Here is a 22,510-nt window from a genome sequence, read left to right as displayed (position 1 = left end):
CACCGCCCCACACCGTCCGGCGTGTCGGGCGCGAGGCTCAGCGGCGGTACAGCGTGATCGAGTGGCCCACCTCGCCGACCGGGCGGCTCGTACGGATCAGCTCCGCCAGCCGCCCCCGCGCCTTGGCGACGGCCGAGTCCGAGACCACCAGCAGCCCGCGCACCCGGTCCGGCGGCACCGCGCGAGGGTCGGCCGCGCGGATGCCGTAGTACGACGGGACACCGGCGCCCTTGTACACCAGCCACACCCGCTCGTGCGGGTACCGCTCCCGCAGCCGGTCCGCGAGCGCGCCCAGGTCCTGCCCCCAGTCGACGTTGGAGTCGTGCAGCAGCTCGTGCGTGCGAGCCGGGCCGCCGAACGCCTCGTTGGCGTAGGGGAGGTAGTACGGGAACGCGCGCAGCGAACTCACCGCCACCCACAGCACGAGTACTCCGGTGAGCGCCCCCGCCCACCGGCGCCGCCAGACCGTGACGCAGCCCCCGGCCAGCGCCAGGAACACCGGCACGAACAGCGCGTACCGGGTGCCGAAGTCCCGCGCGCCCGTCATCGCCACCGCCAGCAACAGCGCGGGCGGCACCAGCAGATACACCGCCGCGGGACGCAGACGCGGCACCGCCAGTACCGTCACGACGCCGGCCGCGCCCAGGGCCAGCAGACCGAGCGGGGTCTTCACCAGCAGCGCCACGGGCAGGTAGTACCAGAGGGCGCCGGAGTACACCCGGCCGAACAGGAAGCCGTCCCACGGGTAGTACTCCAGCGCGAACTGCATCCGCAGCCCGGCCCCGTACGCGGGCGGCAGCGGCAGCAGACCGCTCACCAGCGCCCGCTTCCCCGCCAGCGGCGGCACCGGCTCGGCGGGCGCGAACCCCAGCCGGGGGTCGACCACCAGATACGTCGCCCAGACGACCGCCAGCGCCACCAGCAGCACCGTGCTCGCACCCGCGAGCGCCGAGCGCACCCTGCGCCGCCGCCCGGCCCCGGCCCGCGCGTGCCACACCGACCAGGCGGCCAGCACCATCAGCAGCGGGATCGCGGGCAGCGCGCTCATCTTGGTCGCCACCGCCGCGCCCAGCGCCGCCCCGGCCAGTGGCAGGTACGGCCGCGGCCGCGAGCGTGCCCGCCACAGCAGCCAGACCGACGTCAGCAGGAAGGCCGTCATCGGCAGGTCGAGCGTGGCCAGCGAGCCGTGCGCGATCACATCCGGGGAGAAGGCGTACAGCGCGAGCGCCACCAGAGCGGCCGCCCGGCCCGCCAGGTCCCGCGCGAACGCGAACACCACCAGCCCGCACAGCAGGGTCATCGCGATCACCGGCAGCCGTGCCCACAGCATCAGCCGCCAGGGGTCGTTCCCCGACTCGTAGAGCAGGTGCCGTCCCGCGTCGCCCTGGGTGCCGGGGGTGTCGGGGTCGTAGTGCGGATCGGCGACCGCCACCCCGGCCGCGATCAGCAGCTTGCCGAGCGGCGGGTGTTCGGCGTTGTAGCGCACCCGGTGCTCGCGCAGATAGTCGGTGGCCGTCACCACGTACACGGGCTCGTCGATGGTGGGCGTCTGCCGGACCGCCGTGGTGACCATCGCCGCGGCCATCTGGCCCAGGAGCAGCAGCACGAGCAGCGGCACCAGCCGCCCGCGCGTCCGTGCGCGCGGGAGCGGCGCGCGCGGGGTCCCGGGCGCGGGGACCGTCGCGGTGGCCACGGCCCCGTGCTGTTCGCTCGCCATCATCCGCCCCACGGTGGCACGGGCCGCGCCGGTCCCGGCGGCGATCGGCCCCGCTCAGGGCCGTGTCCGCACACCGTTCCCGCGACCGGCGGCGCCACCGCCCGGCCGGCCCCCTCGGCGGACCCTCCGCCGTGCACCCAGGGATACGGCCCCGGACCCGCGCCGGTTCAGCCCCGGCCCGGTCCGGGCAGCACCGAGGGCGGTATCACCAGGTCCGCCCGGTCCCGCGTCGTGGCGATCAGCTCGGCGTTGCGCTGGTCGGTGCCCATCACCCAGGCCACCGCCGCCGTGTGCTCCTTGCCGAACTCCACGTGCCGGGCCACCAGACGCCGCACCCGCTCCGGCTCGGCGACCTCGCAGTACCAGACCTCGTCCAGCAGCGGCCGTATGCCGGCCCACGAACCCTCGCGCAGCAGAAGGTAGTTGCCCTCGGTCACCACCAGCCGCGCGGACGGCGGCACCGGGATCGAGCCCGCCACCGGCTGCTCGAGGTCCCGCTCGAAGGCGGGCGCGTACACCACCTCGCCGTCGGCGGGGGTCTCGCGCAGCCGCCGCAGCAGCGCCGCGTACCCGGCCGCGTCGAAGGTGTCCGGCGCGCCCTTGCGGTCCCGGCGCCCGAGCCGCTCCAGTTCGGCGTCGGCCAGATGGAAGCCGTCCATCGGCACGTGCGCCACCCAGGGCGGCCCGTCCGCGTTCAGGGCCCGCACCAGGTGTCCGGCGAGGGTCGTCTTGCCCGCGCCCGGACCGCCCGCGATGCCGAGGATCGCGCGCTGCCCGCCCGTGACCAGGCTGCGCGCGCGGAGGAGGAGATCGTCGAAGGTCGGCGGCATGGAGCAGAGTGTGCCACCGGGCGCGCGCGGGGCGGTCGGCGGGCGCCCCGTTTCCGCCCCGAAGGGCGTGATCGCCGTGCCCGATCCGGGGAAGGGAGCACGGTATGACTCAGCTCGGACTGCCCGACACCATCCAGGCGTGCCTGTTCGACCTCGACGGAGTCGTCACCAAGACGGCCGTCGTGCACGCGGCCGCCTGGAAGGAGACCTTCGACGCCTTCCTCCGCGACCACGAGGGCCCGGACGCGCGGCCGTTCGACGAGGTCGCCGACTACGACGAGTACGTGGACGGCCGCCCCCGCGCCGACGGCGTCCGCTCCTTCCTGGAGTCCCGCGGGATCCGGCTCCCCGAGGGCACCCCCGACGACCCGCCGGACGCCGGCACCGTGCAGGGCCTCGGCAACCGCAAGAACGAACTCCTCCTGGAGAAGATCCGCACCGACGGCGTCGAGGCGTACGAGGGCACGCTGCGCTATCTGGCCGCCGTACGCGGACACGGCCTGGCCACCGCCATCGTCTCCTCCAGCGCCAACTGCCGTGACGTGCTGCGCTCCATCGGCGCCGAGGACCTCTTCGACGTACGGATCGACGGCGTGGTGGCCGCCGAGAGGCACCTGCCGGGCAAGCCGAATCCCGACACCTTCCTCGTCGCCGCGAAGGAACTGGGCGTGCCCCCGGAGCGCGCCGCGGTCTTCGAGGACGCGCTCGCCGGGATGGACGCGGGCCGCGCCGGAGGCTTCGGATACGTGGTCGGACTGGACCGCACGGGGCAGGCCGACGCGCTGTACGCGCACGGCGCGCATATCGTCGTGAATGACCTCGCCGAGCTGGGAGGCAAGGAGTGATCACTGAACGGTCGTACACGGTAGAGCCCTGGCTCGTGCGCGAGACGGACCTCGATCTCGACGTGCTCGCCCAGAGCGAGTCGGTGTTCGCGCTGTCCAACGGGCACGTCGGCTGGCGCGGCAACCTCGACGAGGGCGAGCCCCACGGCCTGCCCGGCAGCTACCTCAACGGCGTGCACGAGGTGCACCCGCTGCCGTACGCGGAAGCCGGGTACGGCTACCCGGAGTCCGGGCAGAGCGTCATCGACGTCACCAACGGCAAGATCCTGCGGCTGCTGGTGGACGACGAACCCTTCGACCTGCGCTACGGCCGCCTGGTCTCGCACGAACGCGTCCTCGACATGCGGCGCGGGGTGCTGGAGCGCACCTGCGAATGGACCTCACCGGCCGGGTCCACGGTCCGCGTCCGCTCCACCCGGCTGGTCTCCCTCACCCAGCGCGCGGTGGCCGCCGTCGCCTACGAGGTGGAGGCGGTGGGCCGCCCCAGCCGGGTCGTGATCCAGTCCGAGCTGGTCGCCAACGAGAGCCTGCCCGAATCCAACGGCGACCCGCGCGCCGCGATGACCCCGCGCTCGCCGCTGGAGCAGGAGGACGGCTTCGCCTCCGGGGAGCGGCTGCGGCTGGTGCACCGCACCAAGCGCAGCGGTCTGAGGGTCGCGGTCGGCGCCGACCACGTCATCACCGGGCCCGGCCGCACCACCAGCCGCAGCGAGAGCGGTGTCGACGTCGCCCGGCTCACCGTCACCTCCGTGTTGGAGCCGGGGCACACCCTGCGGGTGGAGAAGCTGGTCGCGCACGGCTGGTCCGGCACCCGCTCCCTGCCCGCCATGGCCGACCAGGTGGACGCGGCCCTCGCCGCCGCCTCCCACGACGGCTGGGACGGGCTCCTCGCCGCCCAGCACGAGGCACTCGCCGACTTCTGGGCGCGCGCCGACGTCGAGGTGCACGGCGACGAGGAGATCCAGCAGGCGGTCCGCTTCGCCCTGTTCCACGTCTTCCAGGCCGGCGCCCGCGCCGAGCAGCGCGCCATCCCCGCCAAGGGGCTCACCGGCTCCGGCTACGACGGGCACGCGTTCTGGGACACCGAGATGTTCGTCCTGCCCCTGCTCACCCACACCGCCCCGCGCGCCGTCGCCGAGGCGCTGCGCTGGCGCCACAACACCCTGGACGCCGCCCGCGAACGCGCGGCCCAGCTCGGACTCGGCGGCGCCGCCTTCCCCTGGCGGACCATCGAGGGCTCGGAGGGCTCGGCGTACTGGCCCGCGGGCACCGCCGCCTTCCATGTGAACGCCGCCATCGCCGACGCCGTCGTCCGCTACGTCGAGGCCACCGGCGACGTCCGCTTCGAACGCGAGGTGGGCACGGAACTGCTCGTGGAGACCGCCCGGCTGTGGCGCTCGCTGGGCCACCACGACCACCGCGGCGCCTTCCACATCGACGGCGTCACGGGCCCCGACGAGTACAGCGCGGTCGCCGACGACAACACCTACACCAACCTCATGGCCCGGCAGAACCTGCTCGCGGCCGCCGACGTCGTGGAACGCTACCCCGACGAGGCGCACCGGCTCGGCGCCGACGAGGAGGAGAGCGCGGCCTGGCGGGACGCGGCCGAGGCGATGAACATCCCCTACAACGACGAACTCGGCGTCCACGAGCAGAACGCCGGGTTCACCCGCTACCAGCGCTGGGACTTCGCGGGGACCCGCGCCGACCAGTACCCCCTGCTGCTGAACTTCCCGTACTTCGACCTCTACCGCAAACAGGTCGTCAAGCAGGCCGACCTGGTCCTCGCGATGTACACCTGCGCCTCGTTCTTCGACGACGAGCAGGTCGCCCGCAACTTCGCCTACTACGAGCCGCTGACCGTCCGCGACTCCTCCCTGTCCGCCTGCTGCCAGGCCGTCATCGCCGCCCAGGCGGGCCATCTGCGGCTCGCCTACGCCTACACGACCGAGGCGGCGCTGATGGACCTGCACGACCTGGAGCACAACACCCGCGACGGACTGCACATCGCCTCGCTGGCCGGGACCTGGATGGCACTGGTGGCCGGGTTCGGCGGGATGCGGCGGGTACTGGAGGGCCCGGCCGGGATGAGCTTCGCGCCCCGGCTGCCCGAACGGCTGCGCAAACTCGCCTTCCACCTCCAGTTCCGGGGGCGGCGGCTGCGCGTGGAGATCGGCGCGGACAAGGCCACGTACACGCTGCTCGAAGGGCCGCCGCTGATCATCGAGCACCATGGCGAGACCGTGGCGCTGGAGGCCGACGAGCCCGCCGTGCGGACCGTGCCGCCGCTCACGCACCGGCCGGCGCCGGAACAGCCGCCGCACCGGGTGCCGAAGGGGCTCTGAGAGTCAGCGGTGGCCGTCGCCGTCGGCGAGGAGGTCGCGCAGGGCGCGCTCCTCGTCGGCGGTCAGGCCGGTCACGAACCGCCGAAGCGCCGCTATCGGGTCCGGGTTCCGGTCCAGCGCCGCCCGCATGGCCTCGGCGGTCAACTGGGCCGCGTCCTTCGCCGGACGGTACGCGCCGCGCCGCCCGTCCGCGTCCCGCAGCACCAGGCCCTTGTCGTACAGACGCTTGAGGATGGTGTGCACCGTGTTGTAGGCGAGCCCGCCTATCTCGGCCTGGATCTGCGCCGGGGTGAGCGCCCGCCCGGCACCCCAGAGCGCGGCCAGCACCTCCCCCTCCAGCGCCCCCGCACCCCGCCGCTCCGCCCTGCCGAGGGGCCCTGCACCAGCCATGTCTTCCACCTTACAGCGCGTAGGGCTGCCGCCGGATGGCGGTACGCGGGCGGCAAACCGCCTCGATCCGGGTTACTTTGACCGTGATCCCACCCTGGCGCCCGGTTGTCCCGGATGCCCGTGGCGGGTGCTTCCGTGCCGGAGGGGGAGGGGTGCCGATGACGGACCACGCGGGCACGCACGGCCCCTCCGCACCGGCGCCGGGCGGACTCGGATGAACGGCCGGGCCACCGACACCGCCCCGCACGAGACGCCCGACGCTCCGGCCGACAGTCCTGGGCCACGTCTGCGGGGCGTCGTCTGGCAGGGCGCCCTGCTGCTCTGCGTACTGCTCTTCCTCGCCTACCTCACCCAGCGGCACTGGCCCACCGTGCGCAGCGGGGCGGTGCGGCTGACCCTGGCCGACCAGGGCTGGCTGGCCGTCGGCGCCGTCGCGGCCGTCGGCACCTGGGCGGCCTCGGCGCTCGCCCAGCAGGGGGCGGTCGTCGAGCGGCTGCCCGGTGTCCGGCTCGTCGCGGCGCAGTTCGCCGCCGGTGCCGCCAACCATCTGCTGCCCGCCGGGATCGGCGCCGGGGCGGTGAATCTGCGGTTCCTGCTGCGCTGCGGACTGCCCATGGGCCGCTCCGCCGGCGCGCTCGCCGTCAAGGGCGGGGCCGGGGGAGTGGCCAGGCTGGCGCTGATCGCCCTGCTGGTGCCGTTCTGCCCGGGGCTGCTGCGCGTACCCGAACTGCCCCTCGTCTGGCTCGTCGGCGCGCTCGGCGCGGTGGTGCTGATCGCGGCGGTCGCCGCCGGACCGCTGTGGCCGCGCTGCCGCCTGGCGCTGCGCGCCCTCATGGCCGACGTCCGTGCCGTGCACGCCCGGCCGGGGCGCGCGGTGGCCCTGTGGGGCGGGTCCCTCGCCTTCGCCGCGCTGCACTGCTCGGTGGTGGTCGCCGTGGCGCGCGCCGTCGCGCTGCCGCTGCCCGCGCCCGAGGTGGCCCTGCTCTACCTCGCCGCCAGCGGCGCGGCCGCCCTGCTGCCCACGCCGGGCGGTCTCGGCTCGCTGGACGCGGCGCTCGTCCTCGCGCTCGCCACGTCCGGCGCCCCCGCCGCGACGGCCGCGTCCGCCGTCCTCGGCTACCGCATGCTGACCGTCTGGCTGCCACTGACGCCCGGCCTGCTCACCCTCGCCGTGCTGCTGCGCCGCAAGGCGCTGTGAGGCGTGAGGAGGCGTTCCCGCCCTAGGGCAGGAGCTTTTCGATGGCGGCCGAGCCCTCCGTCTCCAGCTTGCGGCGGGCCCAGTCCAAGCTCTTCGGGGTGACGTCCCTGCCCGCCGCCATCACCAGGTCTTCCGGGCTGATGTCCCCGGCCGGGGCGGTGTGCAGCAGGGCGTCGGGGGTGCACCGGTCGTCGATGGACCGGGACTCTTCGGGCGTGGAACTCGCCATGATGCTCCTCCTGGGTCCGGATGGGCGCATCCGTGCCGGTGCCGCCGAACGGGGCACACTCTCACCATCGGCCGCCGGGCGCCCGTGCGCATCCGGAGCGTCCTACGCTGGAGAGGCAGCCGCACACCGCACCGGGAGGCCGCAGCGATGGCCGAGACGCCCTTCCAGCAGGAGACCAGGCAGAGCCACCGCTATCTGCCGATAGCCGAGCACGGCCTCATCGGGGACCTGCGCAGCGTGGCCCTGGTCGGCAGTGACGGAACCATCGACTGGTACTGCTCACCATCCTTCGACGCCCCCAGTGTGTTCGCCGCCCTGCTGGACGCCGAGCGCGGCGGCCGCTTCGAGCTGGCCGCCTCCGTCCCGGCGCACACCAAGCAGTTCTACTTCCCCGACACCAATGTGCTGATCACCCGCTTCTTCACCGAGGAGGGTGTGGGCGAGGTCCAGGATTTCATGCCGGTCGGCGCCGCAAGGCCCGGTGAGGAGGCCCGGCACCGGCTGATCCGCCGCGTGGTCTGCGTACGCGGCACCGTGCCGTTCCGCGCACTGGTCGCGCCCCGCTTCGGATACGGCGCCGACCCGCACACCCTGCGCGAGGAGGAGGGCCGGCTGCTGTTCGACGCCGGGGAGCGGGCCCTCGCGCTCACCGCGACCGTGGCCATGGAGTGCGACGAGCGGGACGCGCGGGCCGAGTTCAAGCTCGGCGAGGGCGAGAGCGCGGTGTTCGCGCTGGACCAGGCGGGCGGCGAGATCGCCCCGCGCGGCTGCGCGCACGCCGAGGCGGAGCACGAGTTCAACGCCACCGTCGACTACTGGCGCCGCTGGCTCGCCCAGTCCCGCTACCGGGGCCGCTGGCGCGAGATGGTGCACCGCTCCGCCCTCACCCTGAAGCTGCTGACCTACGCCCCCACCGGCGCCATCGTCGCCGCCCCCACCACCAGCCTGCCCGAGCAGCTCGGCGGCGAGCGCAACTGGGACTACCGCTACGTCTGGGTCCGCGACGCCGCCTTCGCGGTGTACGCCCTGCTCCGCCTCGGCTTCGCCGGCGAGGCGGAAGCCTTCATGCGCTTCCTCACCACCCACATCAGCCCCGGCGACGGGGCGACCGAGGGCCCGCTCCAGATCATGTACGGCATCGACGGCCGCAGCGAGCTGCCCGAGAGCGAACTCGCGCACCTGGAAGGCTACTTGGGCTCCGCCCCGGTCCGCGTCGGCAACGCCGCCGCCCCGCAGCTCCAACTCGACATCTACGGCGCCCTGATCGACTCCATCTACCTCTACGACAAGTGGGCCCAGCCCATCTCCAGCGCCCAGTGGGACGACGTGTGCCACCTGGTCACCTGGGTCTGCGACCACTGGGACCAGCCGGACGAGGGAGTCTGGGAGACCCGGGGCGGCCGCAAGAACTTCCTGTACTCCCGGCTGATGTGCTGGGTCGCCATCGAACGCGCCATCCGCCTCGCCAACCGCCGCGGCCTGCCCGCCGACCTGCCCCGCTGGCGCGGCGCCCGGGACGACATCTACCGCCGCATCATGGACCGCGGCTGGTCCGAGCAGCGCGGTGCCTTCACCCAGTGCGAGGACAGCGACGTACTCGACGCGTCCGTGCTGATGATGCCGCTCGCCAAGTTCATCGCGCCGACCGACCCCAAGTGGCTCTCCACCCTCGACGCGCTCACCGAGGACCTGGTCTCCGACTCCCTCGTCTACCGCTACGACCCCGAGGCCAGCCCGGACGGTCTGCGCGGCGACGAGGGCACCTTCTCCATCTGCTCCTTCTGGTACGTCGAGGCCCTGGTCCGCGCGGGCCGCGTCGACGAAGCCCGCCTGGCCTTCGAGAAGATGCTCACCTACGCCAACCATCTGGGCCTGTACGCCGAGGAGATCGGCCGTACCGGGGAACAACAGGGCAACTTCCCACAGGCGTTCACCCATCTCTCCCTGATCAGCGCGGCCTTCAACCTGGACAAGGCACTGGGCTGAGCCGCCCCGCCGTCAGACGAACCGCGAACTCGACACCGGCCCCGGCGACTTGATCCGTGCGCGGCGACCCTGGAGCCAGGTGCCGCGTACGGCGGCCGCGAACTCGGTGAACACCTCGTCGGAATCGTCGGGACCCTCTCCGTCGCCGGTATCGGCCGCGAGGTCCTTCAGGCCGGCCACGATCTCGGCCGCGAGCTCCTGCTCCGGGCGGTCGTCCGCGGGCCCCCGCTCGACACCACCGTCCGCGCCCTGCCGTAGCTGAGCGCCCCAGGGCGACGTCACCACCTGGTGGAGCAGGGTCACGCTGTCCGCCGTGACGGCGGGCGGGTCGGTCCAGCAGCTCGCGTGCTCGTGCAGCACCTGCCCCGGCGCCCGCTCCAGCAACTGACCGAGGACATCCGGGCCGTCCTCGTGCCCGGCCAGGGCGTTCAGGTCGTACGCCACCACCACCGTGTCCTCCCGGCCGGGTACGAACGGCTCCGCCGGGAGGCCCAGGACCTCGGCGGCGGCCAGGCCCAGGACACGGGAGTCGCGGTCCGGCAGCAGCGACACCGACCGGGGACGCACCCCGGTGGCCTCCAGCAGTGTCCGCAGGCGCAGCAGGCCCCGCAGGCACAGCGTCTCGTCGTCCTGGGTGAAGGCATAACGGCCGGTCATGCCCTCGTCGAAACCGAAGGGGGAGAGCGTGCCGAGGACGGAGCCGCCCATCACGTACTGCCAGCCGCGCAGGTCGGTCCGGTCCAGCGGGCCCGCCCGCTCCGCGTCCGCCGCGCGCCGCAGCATCAGGTTCTGCCGCTCCCGCGTGGGCAGCCACATCTCGTCCTCGGGATCGCCCAGCAGCGCGTGGTGGCGGCGGGCGGCCTCCAGGTCGCCCGCCATGATCGAGTTGAACACCAGCAGATAGCGGTCCGGCCACTGTTCGAACCGGTCCTCGTACCGGGCGAGTTCGTCCGCCGCCTCGCGGTGACGCCCCTCGTCCTCGTACGCCGCGACCAGTTCGCGCAGCACCCCGAGGGAGTCCGGCGCCCGGCGCAGGGCCGGGACCGCCAGGAAGGACACGCCGCGCTCGATGCACGCGTACCCGAAGGCGAACAGCGCGCGCGGCTCCTCCGATCCCGCGGCCAGCGCGGACGCTGCCTCGGCCAGGTCGTCGAAGTCCGCCGACGCGGCGGCCCGTTCGACGACGAGCGCCACCTCGGCGAGCGGCGCCTCCTCGGCGCAGGCCCGTAGCAGGCGGAGCGCGCCGGGGACGTCGGAGGCGTCCAGCGCCTCCCACGCCCTGCGCAGTTCGGGGGAGTTCGGGCGGCGGCGCTTCCTGCGGGAGAACATGCGGATGATCATGCCCGGCAACCCCGGACGCGCTCAACGCATTTGTTCGAGGCGCGCGCGTGCGGGCCTTACGGCAACGGCTGTTCCGCCCAGATGATCTTGCCGGTCGGGGTGTAGCGGGTGCCCCAGCGGTCGGAGAGCTGGGCCACCAGGAAGAGGCCGCGGCCGCCTTCGTCGGTGCTCGCCGCGTAGCGCAGGTGGGGGGAGGTCGTCGTGCCGTCCGAGACCTCGCAGATCAGGGAGCGGCCGCGCAGGAGGCGTACGCCGATGGGGCCGCGGCCGTAGCGGATGGCGTTGGTGACCAGTTCGCTGAGGATCAGCTCCGTGGTGAAGGTCAGATCCTCCAGGCCCCACTCGGCGAGCCGGCGGGTCACCTCGGCGCGGACCTCCGAGACGGCGGCCGGGTCGGCGGGCACCTCCCACGCCGCGACCTGGTCCGCGCCCAGGACGCGGGTCTCCGCCACGATCAGCGCGACGTCGTCCGCGGGCCGGACCGGCAGCCGGTCCAGGACGATCCGGCAGGTCTCCTCCGGCGAGGCGCCGGGCGCGTGCCGCAGCGCGTCGCGCAGTAGGTCCAGCCCCTCGTCGATGTCCCGCTCGCGGTCCTCCACCAGCCCGTCCGTGTACAGCACCAGACGGCTGCCCTCCGGCAGCTCCAGGTCGGCCGTCTCGAACGGCAGCCCGCCCAGGCCCAGCGGGGGACCGGCGGGCACGTCCGGGAACGTGACCGTGCCGTCCGGCAGCACCAGCGCGGGCGGCAGATGACCGGCCCGCGCGATGGTGCAGCGCCGGGACGCCGGGTCGTACACCGCGTACAGACAGGTCGCGCCCGTGACGGCGGCCGCGCCGTCCTCCGGGGTCTCGTCCTGGTCGAGACGTGCCACCAGCTCGTCCAGCAGGCCCAGCAGCTCGTCCGGGGGCAGATCGAGCGAGGAGAAGTTGTGCACGGCCGTACGCAGCCGGCCCATCGTCGCCGCGGCGTGCAGCCCGTGCCCCACCACGTCGCCCACCACCAGGGCCACCCGCGCCCCCGGCAGCGGCAGCACGTCGAACCAGTCGCCGCCCACCCCGGACTGCGCGGGCAGATACCGGTAGGCGATGTCCAGCGCGTCCTGCGCGGGCAGCGTACGCGGCAGCAGGGAGCGCTGGAGGGTCACCGCCATGCTGTGCTCGCGGGTGTAGCGGCGGGCGTTGTCGATGGACACCGCCGCCCGCGCCACCAGTTCCTCCGCCAGCGCCAGATCCTCGGAGTCGAACGGCTGCGGCTTCTCCGAGCGCCAGAAGTTCGCCACCCCCAGCACCAGGCTGCCCGCCCGCAGCGGCACCGTGATCAGCGAGTGGACGCCGTAGTCGACGATCTGCTCGGTGCGCTCCAGGTCCTGGGCTTGCCAGCCCGGCGCCTCCCGCAGGTCGGGCTCCACCACGGACTGCCCGGTGGCGAGGCTGCGCGCCTGGGGCGAGGTCGGCACGAACCGGATGCGCTCACCCAGCGGATACAGCGGGGCGTCCTTGCGGATGCCGCTGAACGCCGCCCGCCGCAGCTCGGTGCCCGGCTTCGGCTCCTCGCCCTTCAGTACCGCGTCGAACAGGTCCACCGTGACGAAGTCCGCGAACCGGGGCACCGCCAGCTCGGCCAGTTCCTCCGCCGTACGACTCACGTCCAGGCTGGTGCCGATGCCCACCCCGGCGTCGTACAGCATGTTCAGCCGCTCGCGGGCCACCTCGGCGCGGCCGGACAGGGCGCGTAGCTCGGTGGAGTCGCGCAGCGTGGTGACGCTGCCGGGCGGGCCGCCGCGCAGATCGGTGGGGCGCTGGTTGATCGCCAGCAGCTTGTCCTTGACCAGATGCACCTCGTCCGTGGCGACCCGCCCCGAGGCGAGCAGCCCGGCCGTCTCGTCGTCAAGACCGAGGTCCAGCACGCTGCGCATCTCGGCGTCCTCGGGCAGATCCAGCAGCCGGTGCGCCTCGTCGTTGGCGAGCAGCAGCTTGCCGTCCCCGCCGACGATCAGCACACCCTCCCGGACCGCGTGCAGCACCGCGTCATGGTGCTCGTACATCCGGGTCATCTCGTAGGGGCCGAGGCCGTGCGTCTGGCGCAGCAGACGTCTGCTGACCAGCGCCGTTCCCGCCGTGGCCAGCGCCAGCGCCGCCGCGGCCGCCGCGAGCAGCAGCGGGACCTGCTGGTCGGCCGCCCCGCCGACGTGCGCCGTGGTGATACCGGCCGACACCAGCCCCACCACCGTGCCGTCGCGGTCCCGCACCGGCACGACCACCTGCACCAGCGGCCCTATCGTGCCGTTCAGCTCCTCCACCACCGTGCCGCCGTGCAGGGCGGGCCCGATGGTCCCCACGAACTTCTTGCCGATCCGGTCCCGGTCGGGATGGGTGTACCGGATGCCCTCGGTGTTCATCACGACGATGAAGTCCACCTTGGTCGCCTTGCGGGCGGCCTCGGCGGAGGGCTGGAGGATCGCGGTCGGGTCCGGCGTACGCAGCGCGGCCGCGGTACCGGGGGCGTTGGCGAACGCGCCGGCGGCGGACAGGGAGCGGTTACGGGCCTCCAGCTCGCTGTCGTGCCGGACCTGGAGCACCTGCGCCACCACGGCCGACACCACCAGCAGCAGCACGATCACCACCTGGAGCAGGAACACCTGCCCCGCCAGGCTGCGTCCCGTCATCGCGGCACGCAGCACCCCGGGCGGAGTGCCCTCGCCGTCACCCCCGCCCGGATGCCGCGCGCCGAAGGGCGCGCGCGGATGCCCGAAGGAACGGGGCGCCCGCGTGTCGGGTCGGCCGGGCAGTCGCACCATGTGCCCATGTCTACACTGCCGCGCTCCGTCAGGCGAGGCCATCCCCCGAGGTCGGGGGCCTCGCGCCGCCGAGCCGGGCGCGCCCGGCCGGCCAAAACCCGTACGGGATCCCCCGAACCGTCCCATGCCGCCGGACACCGCTCAGAGGTCGCCCGTCTTGCCGGGCAGCGGACGCGCGGCGCGCAGGCTTCGCAGGGCGAGAAGCAGGACGCCGATGTCGTCGAGATAGACCGGGTCGGGAAGCAGATCGGTCGGCAGCACCAGATAGAGGACGGCACCCCAGAAGACCCAGCGCGGCCCGGTCGGCAGCCCCGCTTCCCGCAGCGTGCGCCGGGTCCGGACCAGCCGCACCAGCAGGACGACGGCCAGCACCAGTACGGCCGCCGCCACGACGGCGGCCCCCACCAGCGCGATCGTGCTCTTGTCCACTGTCCCCTCCCGAGCCGCGGCGGCTTGTGCCGCTCATCTGCTTCTGCCCGTTCCCGCGCGCGGCAGCCGCCTGGTCACACCCGGTCGCTGTCCTCCACGGCGGGCGGGGAGCCGGGGGTGTCCCCGGTGGCCTCGGGCCGCTGTCCCCGCGCCGGGAGCCGCAGCCGCTCGAAGGTCCGGGTGAGCTGCTGCAACGGCGACTGGGTGCGCGCCGAGGGCCGCTGCTGGGGGAGGACGGGCAGCGGGGTGTCGCGGTAGGCGGCCAGCGCCTCGTGGGCCTGCTCGGCGGCCTCGCGGTACAGATCCCGCGACTTCGTCATCGCCTCCAGCGCCTCCCGGTACCGCTCGACCCGGCGCCGCTCTCGCTCCAGCTCCTCCTGCGGGGTCATCAGCGTCCAGTTCTCCCGCAGATCGGTCAGCGCCTCGCCGAGCCCGCGGGGCCGCGGCCGGGACAGCGCGGCGAAGTCCCGCAGGGCCGCGACCAGCTCGGCCGGCTCGGAGCCGTCCAGGAAGACGCTGCGCACGCTGTACGCCTGCCGGTCGTAGCCGTCCGGCGCCGGGTCCCAGGGCAGCAGCACGGCACCGCCGCGCGGCACCTCGACCCCGAGGTCCTTCAGCGCCCAGTTGACCGCCCGGAACTGCTGCGGAGTGGCCCGGTGCTCGATCACCCGGTGCCGCAGCCCCGGCGGCAGCAGCCCCGCCAGCGGCAGCTTCCCGCGCTCGTCCGGCGTCATCGCCTCGTGCACGACCAGATTGACGCACCACGCCTCACGGGCCGCGTCCCGCAGCCGCCGCCGCATCTCCTTGTCGTCCAGCGGCAGCGCGTTGACCTGCCGGAAGCGCAGACCCGGCACGGTCGGGTGCTGGTCCCACTCGCCGTCACCGCCGGAGGCCGCGCCGCCCTCGGGCCAGAACAGGGTGGCCGGCGAGGGCCACGTCTCCTCCCACGGCTCCTCGGCCTCCGCGACGAGCGTCCACTCGTGCCCCGGCCGCTCGGGCCGCAGTACGAGGGTGAGCCGGGCCCGCACGGTGACCTTCCCTCCGGCGCGCCAGCGCGCCTCGAAGATCCGGTGCGTGGAGCCCTCGGGTGCGGGCGGCTCGGAGAAATCGTCCAGATCCCCGCTCGCCCGATTCCGGCGCAGGGTACGGCGTACGACGTCTTCGGGGGTGGGACCGGTGTGACGGCCGCGGGCCGCCCAGAGGGTCTGCGGGACGGGGGCGCGGTCGCTGGCGGAGTTCGACATGGGCCAATCTGCTGGTGGGGGCCGGTGCGCGTTCCAGTATCACCGCTCGGCCCCGTCACCGGGGCGCCGGGTCCCGGAGCGGCGCCCCGGCCGGGGGCGCGCGCGGTGGTGTGCGCCCCCGGTGCGCCTCGCACGCTCCCGCCGGGGCGCCGGTAGCGCGCGAGACCCCGACAAGAGGTCTCGTCGGGGTCTCGCGGTGGTGCGGGCGCTACGGCCGGAGCGTCAGGCCCCGCTCTCCCGGAGCATGTCCTCGCGCTCGACGAGCTTCACGCGCGCGCGGCCGTGCGGCTCACCGAGGGCGCGCTCGGCGGCGTCCAGCTTGTACCAGCCGTCCCAGGTGGTGAAGCGGACGTTCCGCTCGGCGAGGAACGTCTCCACGGACTCCGGCTCGGGCGAGGCCGGGGTCTGCAGACGGCCGCCCGCGTGGTCGGCCAGCAGGTTGGCCACCGTCTCGTTGGCGTCGCCCTTGGTGTGACCGATCAGACCGACCGGGCCGCGCCTGATCCAGCCCGTGACGTACGTGGACGTCAGGTGGGCGCCGCTCTCCTCGATGACCCGGCCGCCCTCGTCCGGGACGGTGCCCGTCTCGAGGTCCCAGGGCAGCTTGGGCAGCTTCTCGGACAGGTAGCCGACCGCGCGGTAGACCGAGGTGACGTCCCAGTCCTTGAACTCGCCGGTGCCCTTGACGTTGCCGGTGCCGTCCAGGGCGGTGCGCTCGGTGCGCAGGCCGGTGACCTTGCCGTCCTCGCCGAGGATCTCCGCCGGGGACTCGAAGAAGTGCAGGAAGAGCTTGTGCGGGCGGTCGCCGACGTCGCGGATCGCCCAGTTCTCCAGCGTCTTGGCGACCATGTCGGCCTGCTTGTTGCCGCGCCGGGTCTCGATGGAACCCGCGTCGTAGTCGATGTCCTCGGGGTCGACGATGACCTCGATGTTGGGGGAGTGGTCCAGCTCGCGCAGCTCCATCGGGCTGAACTTCGCCTGCGCCGGGCCCCGGCGGCCGAAGACGTGGACCTCCAGGGCCTTGTTGGCCTTCAGACCGTCGTAGACGTTCTGCGGGATCTCCGTCGGCAGCAGCTCGTCCGCCGTCTTGGCGAGGATGCGGGCCACGTCCAAAGCGACGTTGCCGACACCGAGGACGGCGACCTTCTCGGCCTCCAGCGGCCAGGTGCGGGGCACGTCGGGGTGGCCGTCGTACCAGGACACGAAGTCCGCCGCGCCGTACGAGCCGTCCAGGTCTATGCCGGGTACGGACATCTCGCGGTCGGCCATCGCGCCCGTGGAGAAGATCACCGCGTCGTAGAAGGTACGCAGGTCGTCGAGGTTGATGTCGCGCGGGTAGTCGACGTTGCCGAAGAGACGTATCTGCGGCTTGTCGAGCACCTGGTGCAGGGCGGTGATGATGCCCTTGATGCGCGGGTGGTCGGGCGCCACGCCGTAGCGGATCAGGCCGAACGGGGCGGGCATCCGCTCGAAGAGGTCGATGGACACGCCGGGGTCGGCGGCCGTCTCGGACTTCAGCAGGGCGTCGGCGGCGTAGATCCCGGCGGGGCCGGCTCCGACGATGGCTACCCGCAGGGGGCGCGGCATGATCAGGTTCCCTTCGAGCGTGGACAGGCGACTCGATCAGGAAGCCTAAGCTAAGGCAGCCCTAAGTTAGTACACGGGTCCGGTCTATGGGCTCATAAACAGGTTTTATGGGCGGTCACGCGGGCCTGATCACCCGGTGGATGGCGGCCTCCCCGGCGCCGTAGACCGACTCCTCGCGGATGGTCGCACCCGGCCCCGGAGCGTGGATCATCGTGCCGTTGCCGACGTACAGACCCACGTGTCGGTCGTCCTCGAAGAACAGCACCAGGTCACCGGGGAGCGCCGCGCCGAGCGCCACCTCGGTCCCGGCCACCGCCTGGTCGTGCGCGGCCCTCGGCAGCTCGACCCCGGCCGCCCGCCAGGCGCCCTGGGTGAGGCTGGAGCAGTCGAACGAGTCGGGCCCGGTGGCACCCCAGACGCACGGCTTGCCGACCTGCGCGGCCGCGAAGGCGATGGCCTTGGCGGCTCGCACGACGTGGGCGGACTCGGTGGCGGGCCGGGCGGCAGGGAAGGTGCCGGTGCTGAAGGCGGTGGGTTGGGGTGTGGGGAAGGATCCGGTTCCGGTTCCGGTTCCGGTTTCGTACGCCGGGGCCGGGGCCGGGGCCGGGGTGGGTGCCGGCGCCGGGGCTGCCTGGGGTGCGGGCGGCGCGGGCTGGAACGCGGGTGCTGCCGGGAACGCGCCCGTGTCGTACGTCGGGACCGCGGCCGGGACCGCCTCCGCCACCGGGGGCACGGCCGGGAACGCCCCCGTGTCGTAGGCCGGCGCGGCCGCCGCCGGGAAGGCGCCGGTGTCGTACGCGGGAGTCGGCGCGGCCGGGAAGGCGAAGGCGCTGGTGTCCACGGCGGGCAGCGTGCCGGTGTCGGTCTGGGGGGCCGGGGCCAGATAGCTCAGCCCGCCGGTGCCGGTCAGCGGGCCGGGGACCGGGTACGGCAGCGAGCCGGTGTCGCTCATCGCGTCCGGGACCGGGTACGTCAGCGGGCCGGTGTCCGTGACCGGGGCGGGCGGTACCGGCCACTGACCCGTGGGGGCGGCCGGTGCCTGAGCCGCGCCGGAGCTGGCGATCCCCGGCGCGGCAGTCTGTACGGCGCCCGGTGCGGGCGCCTGCTGGGTGCCGCCTGCCCATGCCTGTTCCGGAGCGGCGTTCCAGGCACGGCGGGACAGCATGTCCCTGGCGGAGGCGAGCTTGCGGCGGTTGCCCGCCTTGAGGTCGGCGGGGGAGGCGCGCCCCGGCCCGGCGGGCGCGGTCGGCAGCACTCCGGGGGTGTTGTCGGGCGGGGGCGGCGCTGCGGGGCTCGTCATGCCCGCCATGCCCCTCATGCCCGGCATGTCCATGCTCCCGAGGTCCGGTCCACCGGTCGGCAGGGCCGGGGGCGTCAACTCGGGTGCGCTTACGGGGAGTTGGGCGACCGGTGCGGCGGGGAGTGCCGCCACGGGCGCGGCCGGAGGGAGTGCGGTCGCCGGACCCGCCTCCAGCGCGGGGGTGGACGGGCCGCCCGTCAGCTCGGCCACCGGGCGCTGGGAGGTTCCGGCGGGCAGCGCGGGCCTCTCCGGCTCGACGCTGGGCAGGCCCAGCTCCTCGGCGGTCCAAGTCCGTTCGACGACGGGGGAGTTGTCGGGCATCCGGTCGGCGGGGAGGGTCGCGGCCACGGTCGGGCCGACGTTGGCGCGGGCCGCGTCGAACCACTGGCGGGTCACCGCGTCGAGCGCCGGGTCCTGACGGCCGCCGGACCGCTTGGCCAGCGGGACACCGCGCTTGCGGGTGGCCGCCGCCACCGCGCGGGTGGCGTTGTAGTTGCCCGTCGCGGTCTCGGCCCGTGCGTAGAGGGAGTCGATCCGCTGCCGAACCTCTTCGTGACTCTCCGGCGCCATGGGAGACGACTCCTTCCTCGCCCCGCGGGGCAGTTGGCCCGGCGCGCCCGGAAGTCGGTCGAATCTCCCGTACCGGACGCCGCTGCGGGCTCACTGGGGTGGGGAGCCGGGCGGCCTGCCGTCAACCTAGCCAACTTGTGTCACTCGTGTGAAGGTCGACGGGTGGAATGTCCGATACGTATTTGTGATGTTCGCTGCGGCGTTCGGGCGGGCACACTGTGCGGCCACGCGGTCAACTGCCCCGCGACGGTGCGCTCGTGGGGTCGTGTGCCTCATGTGACCGGTATTTCTTGAGAGTTCGCCGAGAATTCCGGGCCGGGGTGAACACGTGGGCGTCGTCCCGCGTATGGGTGTGGGGCGCCACATGCCCCCCACCGACCACGACCCGCAGGGGACGATCTTGGAACCGAACAGGCGCAGGCGCCCGACCGGCGCACGACGCGTGACGCTCGCCGCGGTCGCGCTGATGCTGGGCGGCGGCGGACTCGTCGCGGTGAACGTCTACGCGTCGGCCGGCGAAGGCGGCTGGGGCGGAGAGGGCTCCGGCGACGCGGCCAACGCGCAGCTCAGGTCGGCCGGGATGGCGACCATCGACTGCCCCGACGTGGGCGCTCAGCTCACCGACGTACCGGAGGCCGCCCGCGGGGACGTCGACCGTGAACTGGCCCAGTTGGACCAGCAGATCGCGGAGGCGTACCAGCGGCTCCAGCAGTCGGCCGACGCGCTCCGTCAGGACCCGGCCGCCGCCGACAACTCGGTGATGAACCCGCTGAAGGACAAGCGGACCGCGACCCTGGGCCGGATCGCCGACGCCATCGGCCGGGCCGGGAACCGTCCGGACAAGCTCGACGCGCTCGCCGCCTGCGCCCTGCGGCCCGCCGAGGCCGCGCCGGGCGGCGAGGGCCAGGAGTCCGCCGCCCCCGCCCAGAGCGCGGGCCAGGGCCAGAACGGCGGCACCGGGCAGGGCGGCAACGGACCCGTCGCCGCCGACTACGTAAACATCGACTCCGTGCAGCCCAACGCCCCCAAGGCACCGCCCGGCGGCACCTTCCGCACCGAGTGCGGGGTCAACGAGAACGGCCTGTTCAACTCGGACAACGTGATCGTGGCGCCGGGTGTCTCCAACGGCGCGCACCACTTCCACGACTACGTCGGCAACCAGTCCAACACCGCCTTCGCCAGCGACCAGGACCTCGCCGACGCGAAGACGAGCTGCGCCGACCAGGGCGACAGGTCCACGTACTACTGGCCGGTGCTGCGCCTGCAGAACGGCAAGCAGGAGCGGGACGCCGGGGCGCCTGGCGGTGGCACCGAGGGCAACGCGGGCGAGATCGTCACGCCCAAGGAGGTCACCCTGACCTTCGTCGGCAGCCCGAGCGGGCAGGTCACCGAGATGCCGCGCCTGCTGCGCATCATCACCGGCGACGCCAAGGCGTTCGTCAACGGGCCCGCCAACGCCAACGCCTCCTGGAGCTGCACCGGGTTCGAGGACCGGCAGCTCAAGGACAAGTATCCGCTGTGCCCGTCGGGCAGCGACGTGGTGCGCAGCTTCCACTTCCAGAGCTGCTGGGACGGCCGGAACGCCGACAGCGCCAACCACCGCACCCACGTGGCCTTCGCCGACGCCCAGGGCAACTGCCCCGCAGGGTTCAAGGCCATCCCGCAACTGGTCCAGCGGATCGTCTACGACGTGGACGCGCCGAGCCTGGCCGACGGTGGCAAGGGCACCCCGCTGTTCGCGGTCGACTCCTTCCCCGAGCAGCAGCACAAGCCGGTCACCGACCACGGCGACTTCATCAACGTCTTCGACGAGGACCTGATGCGCACCATGGTCGACTGCATCAACTCCGGCCGTGAGTGCGGCCCCGGCGACGACGGCAAGGGCGGCGGGGGCAAGGACGACGACGGCAACGGCAACGGCAACGGCGGCGGCGGCAAGGGCGACGGCGGTACGGCGAACCCGAGCGAGGAGCCCGGCGGCCAGGACACGGCCGAGCCGAGCGCGACCGCCGCGCCCGAGAAGCCCGCCGAGTCCCAGCCGGCGAAGCCGGAGGAGCCCGCCGGGACCACCCCGGCGCAGCAGCCCGCGCAGTCCAACCCCGTGGAGGCGCCCCGCGTCGACGCGACGACCGCACCGGCCAACACCACCAAGAACGACGGCGGCGAGGCCAAGCGGGACGACTCCAACGCTCCGGCCACCCCGGCCGGCACCGCCGGCGGTGCCGCACCGCAGGCATCCCAGTCCGCTCCGGCGCAGGCCGGTGCCGTCACCACCCCGCCGCCCGCGGACCTGGAGCCGCAGGCGGTCGGCAGCGGCGGTCTGGCTGAGACCGGCGCCAACCTGTGGCCCGCCGCCCTCGGCGTGCTGCTGGCCGCGTCCGGCCTCGTGATGCTGCTCCGCGCCCGGCGTCTGCGGTACTGACCCGAGCCCGGCCCGAGCCCCCGGCCCCTTCACGGGACCGGGGGCTCAGTGCGCCGTACGCCGGCAGTACAGGAACAGGTGCGGCTCCGGCCCGGCGTCCGGGTGGGCCGGTACGAAGGTGGCATGGGCCTCGGACAGGACCGTCAGCCCGGAGTCGGCGGCCAGCCGGGCGAACTCCTCCGGCGCGAAACTGCTCACCCGCACCGGCTGCCCCATGAACTCCGTCTCCGCGTCCGCCACGTCCACCGGCACCGTGGCCAGCACCGCCAGACCCCCCGGCCGCAGCGCCCGCGCCAGCGCGCCCACCACCTCGCGCTGCTCGGCACGGGTCATCTGGAGCAGCGAGAAGTACACGCAGACCGCTTCGAACGAACCCTCCTCCAAGGGGAGTTCACGGATGTCGGCCACCCGGAACTCCGCGTCCGGCACCTGGCGCGCGGCCAGGTCCACCATCACCGGGGACACGTCGACGCCCAGTACCCGGTGCCCGGCCCGTGCCAGCGCCTCGGCGGTCGGCCGGCCGGTCCCGCTGCCCACGTCCAGCACGCGGCTGCCCGGCATCAGATGGTCCAGCAGCCAGCTCAGCGAGGCCAGATGCGGCCCGGAGGTGGCGAACGCCCGCTCGTACGCGATGCCCAGCGTGTCGAACACCACCGCTGCCGGTGCCCGCTGATCTTCCTCGGCCAAGACGGCTCCTCTCGAGTTCCGTACCAGTGCCCGGCATCGTCGTACCCATGCCCGCACTCCGCGACGCCCGCGTTTGCGGACGGAAGTACCGACAGGGCAGGGTGCGGGCGTGCCCACCTTGCTGATCGTCCACCACACGCCCTCGCCGAACTGCCAGGAGCTGCTGGAGGCCGTCGTGTCCGGCGCGACGGCGCCCGAGATCGAGGGCGTCCGCGTGGTCCGGCGCGCCGCCCTCGCCGCGACCGCCTCCGACGTGCTGGCCGCCGACGGCTGTCTGCTCGGCACCCCGGCGAACCTCGGTTACATGTCCGGCGCCCTCAAGCACTTCTTCGACCAGATCTACTATCCGTGCCTGGACGAGACCCGGGGCCGCCCCTTCGGCTACTGGGTGCACGGCGGCAACGACGTGACCGGCGCCGTCCGTGCCGTCGAGGCCGTCACCACCGGCCTGGGCTGGCGCCGCGCCGCCGAGCCGGTCACCGTCACCGGCACGCCGGGCAAGGCCGACACCGAGGCGTGCTGGGAACTGGGCGCCGTCCTCGCCGCCGGCCTGGCCGGCTGACGCCGGGGTCGCCCGTTCGGCGGCACC

At 73.8% G+C, this 22,510-nt stretch carries 17 protein-coding genes; 6 read left to right on the top strand and 11 right to left on the bottom strand.

What is annotated here, in order from left to right; translation table 11 throughout:
- Positions 1-37: 37 nt before the first annotated feature.
- Entirely contained in the window at positions 38-1,720 is a 1,683-nt protein-coding gene (locus HEK131_RS16655) for a phospholipid carrier-dependent glycosyltransferase (protein ID WP_432215644.1), read from the bottom strand.
- Positions 1,721-1,884: 164 nt separating this feature from the next.
- Complete coding sequence (locus HEK131_RS16650) at positions 1,885-2,547, bottom strand: nucleoside/nucleotide kinase family protein (RefSeq protein WP_244335901.1); 663 nt, start codon at positions 2,545-2,547, stop codon at positions 1,885-1,887.
- Between the two features lie 104 nt (positions 2,548-2,651).
- Between HEK131_RS16650 and HEK131_RS16645 the strand changes: the two genes are divergently transcribed.
- Positions 2,652-3,392, top strand: coding sequence for an HAD family hydrolase (locus tag HEK131_RS16645; RefSeq protein ID WP_244335900.1), 741 nt, complete (start codon positions 2,652-2,654; stop codon positions 3,390-3,392).
- Positions 3,389-5,740 (top strand): glycoside hydrolase family 65 protein, encoded by a 2,352-nt coding sequence (locus tag HEK131_RS16640; protein ID WP_244335899.1) that lies wholly within the window; start codon positions 3,389-3,391, stop codon positions 5,738-5,740. Before HEK131_RS16645 ends, HEK131_RS16640 begins: the two co-directional genes overlap by 4 nt.
- Before the next feature lie 3 nt (positions 5,741-5,743).
- Here HEK131_RS16640 and HEK131_RS16635 read toward each other — a convergent pair whose 3' ends face one another.
- A complete protein-coding gene (locus HEK131_RS16635) occupies positions 5,744-6,130 on the bottom strand; it encodes a BlaI/MecI/CopY family transcriptional regulator (protein ID WP_217462246.1) in 387 nt (128 codons plus the stop codon).
- Positions 6,131-6,344: 214 nt separating this feature from the next.
- Between HEK131_RS16635 and HEK131_RS16630 the strand changes: the two genes are divergently transcribed.
- Complete coding sequence (locus HEK131_RS16630; RefSeq protein WP_244335898.1) at positions 6,345-7,328, top strand: lysylphosphatidylglycerol synthase domain-containing protein; 984 nt, start codon at positions 6,345-6,347, stop codon at positions 7,326-7,328.
- A gap of 22 nt (positions 7,329-7,350) precedes the next feature.
- Here HEK131_RS16630 and HEK131_RS16625 read toward each other — a convergent pair whose 3' ends face one another.
- On the bottom strand, positions 7,351-7,557 hold the full coding sequence (locus HEK131_RS16625) for a hypothetical protein (RefSeq protein ID WP_161149653.1): 207 nt from the start codon (positions 7,555-7,557) through the stop codon (positions 7,351-7,353).
- Between the two features lie 147 nt (positions 7,558-7,704).
- Here HEK131_RS16625 and HEK131_RS16620 point away from each other — a divergent pair, with 147 nt between their 5' ends.
- Positions 7,705-9,543, top strand: a complete 1,839-nt coding sequence (locus HEK131_RS16620; RefSeq protein ID WP_217462243.1) for a glycoside hydrolase family 15 protein — start codon at positions 7,705-7,707, stop codon at positions 9,541-9,543.
- Positions 9,544-9,555: 12 nt separating this feature from the next.
- Here HEK131_RS16620 and HEK131_RS16615 read toward each other — a convergent pair whose 3' ends face one another.
- From HEK131_RS16615 to HEK131_RS30325, 6 genes are all read right to left on the bottom strand, one after another.
- Positions 9,556-10,872 carry a hypothetical protein gene (locus HEK131_RS16615; protein ID WP_244335897.1) on the bottom strand — a complete coding sequence of 439 codons (1,317 nt, stop codon included), beginning with the start codon at positions 10,870-10,872 and terminating at the stop codon, positions 9,556-9,558.
- Positions 10,873-10,940: 68 nt separating this feature from the next.
- A complete protein-coding gene (locus tag HEK131_RS16610) occupies positions 10,941-13,550 on the bottom strand; it encodes a SpoIIE family protein phosphatase (RefSeq protein ID WP_432215703.1) in 2,610 nt (869 codons plus the stop codon).
- 273 nt (positions 13,551-13,823) lie between these two features.
- A complete protein-coding gene (locus HEK131_RS16605; protein WP_161147373.1) occupies positions 13,824-14,111 on the bottom strand; it encodes a DUF1232 domain-containing protein in 288 nt (95 codons plus the stop codon).
- A 74-nt stretch (positions 14,112-14,185) separates the two neighbouring features.
- Positions 14,186-15,355 carry a hypothetical protein gene (locus tag HEK131_RS16600; protein ID WP_244335895.1) on the bottom strand — a complete coding sequence of 390 codons (1,170 nt, stop codon included), beginning with the start codon at positions 15,353-15,355 and terminating at the stop codon, positions 14,186-14,188.
- Between the two features lie 222 nt (positions 15,356-15,577).
- Positions 15,578-16,942: an FAD-dependent oxidoreductase gene (locus HEK131_RS16595; protein ID WP_244335894.1), complete on the bottom strand. Its 1,365-nt coding sequence runs from the start codon at positions 16,940-16,942 to the stop codon at positions 15,578-15,580.
- Positions 16,943-17,057: 115 nt separating this feature from the next.
- Positions 17,058-18,812: an NlpC/P60 family protein gene (locus tag HEK131_RS30325; RefSeq protein ID WP_432215643.1), complete on the bottom strand. Its 1,755-nt coding sequence runs from the start codon at positions 18,810-18,812 to the stop codon at positions 17,058-17,060.
- 466 nt (positions 18,813-19,278) lie between these two features.
- On the opposite strand from HEK131_RS30325, the gene HEK131_RS16580 reads away from it, so the two are divergent.
- A complete protein-coding gene (locus HEK131_RS16580) occupies positions 19,279-21,234 on the top strand; it encodes a DUF1996 domain-containing protein (protein ID WP_244452043.1) in 1,956 nt (651 codons plus the stop codon).
- A 45-nt stretch (positions 21,235-21,279) separates the two neighbouring features.
- On the opposite strand, the gene HEK131_RS16575 is transcribed toward HEK131_RS16580, so the two are convergent.
- The gene (locus HEK131_RS16575) at positions 21,280-21,921 is read right to left on the bottom strand and encodes a class I SAM-dependent methyltransferase (protein WP_217462238.1); all 642 of its coding nucleotides are present in this window, start codon (positions 21,919-21,921) and stop codon (positions 21,280-21,282) included.
- Between the two features lie 109 nt (positions 21,922-22,030).
- Between HEK131_RS16575 and HEK131_RS16570 the strand changes: the two genes are divergently transcribed.
- Positions 22,031-22,483, top strand: coding sequence for a flavodoxin family protein (locus tag HEK131_RS16570; RefSeq protein WP_244335893.1), 453 nt, complete (start codon positions 22,031-22,033; stop codon positions 22,481-22,483).
- The last annotated feature ends 27 nt before the right edge of the window (positions 22,484-22,510 follow it).

The organism is Streptomyces seoulensis, from assembly GCF_022846655.1.
Taxonomy (GTDB): Bacteria; Actinomycetota; Actinomycetes; order Streptomycetales; family Streptomycetaceae; genus Streptomyces.
The sequence above is the reverse complement of the archived record's forward strand: the minus strand, read 5'-3'. Positions and strand labels throughout refer to the sequence as shown.

Coding starts and splice junctions, on each gene's coding strand:
- HEK131_RS16655 (WP_432215644.1), bottom strand. CDS start 1,720: ATGATGGCGAGCGAACAGCACGGGGCCGTGGCCACCGCGACGGTCCCC.
- HEK131_RS16650 (WP_244335901.1), bottom strand. CDS start 2,547: ATGCCGCCGACCTTCGACGATCTCCTCCTCCGCGCGCGCAGCCTGGTC.
- HEK131_RS16645 (WP_244335900.1), top strand. CDS start 2,652: ATGACTCAGCTCGGACTGCCCGACACCATCCAGGCGTGCCTGTTCGAC.
- HEK131_RS16635 (WP_217462246.1), bottom strand. CDS start 6,130: ATGGCTGGTGCAGGGCCCCTCGGCAGGGCGGAGCGGCGGGGTGCGGGG.
- HEK131_RS16630 (WP_244335898.1), top strand. CDS start 6,345: ATGAACGGCCGGGCCACCGACACCGCCCCGCACGAGACGCCCGACGCT.
- HEK131_RS16625 (WP_161149653.1), bottom strand. CDS start 7,557: ATGGCGAGTTCCACGCCCGAAGAGTCCCGGTCCATCGACGACCGGTGC.
- HEK131_RS16620 (WP_217462243.1), top strand. CDS start 7,705: ATGGCCGAGACGCCCTTCCAGCAGGAGACCAGGCAGAGCCACCGCTAT.
- HEK131_RS16615 (WP_244335897.1), bottom strand. CDS start 10,872: ATGTTCTCCCGCAGGAAGCGCCGCCGCCCGAACTCCCCCGAACTGCGC.
- HEK131_RS16610 (WP_432215703.1), bottom strand. CDS start 13,550: ATGACGGGACGCAGCCTGGCGGGGCAGGTGTTCCTGCTCCAGGTGGTG.
- HEK131_RS16600 (WP_244335895.1), bottom strand. CDS start 15,355: ATGTCGAACTCCGCCAGCGACCGCGCCCCCGTCCCGCAGACCCTCTGG.
- HEK131_RS16595 (WP_244335894.1), bottom strand. CDS start 16,942: ATGCCGCGCCCCCTGCGGGTAGCCATCGTCGGAGCCGGCCCCGCCGGG.
- HEK131_RS30325 (WP_432215643.1), bottom strand. CDS start 18,812: ATGGCGCCGGAGAGTCACGAAGAGGTTCGGCAGCGGATCGACTCCCTC.
- HEK131_RS16580 (WP_244452043.1), top strand. CDS start 19,279: ATGCTGGGCGGCGGCGGACTCGTCGCGGTGAACGTCTACGCGTCGGCC.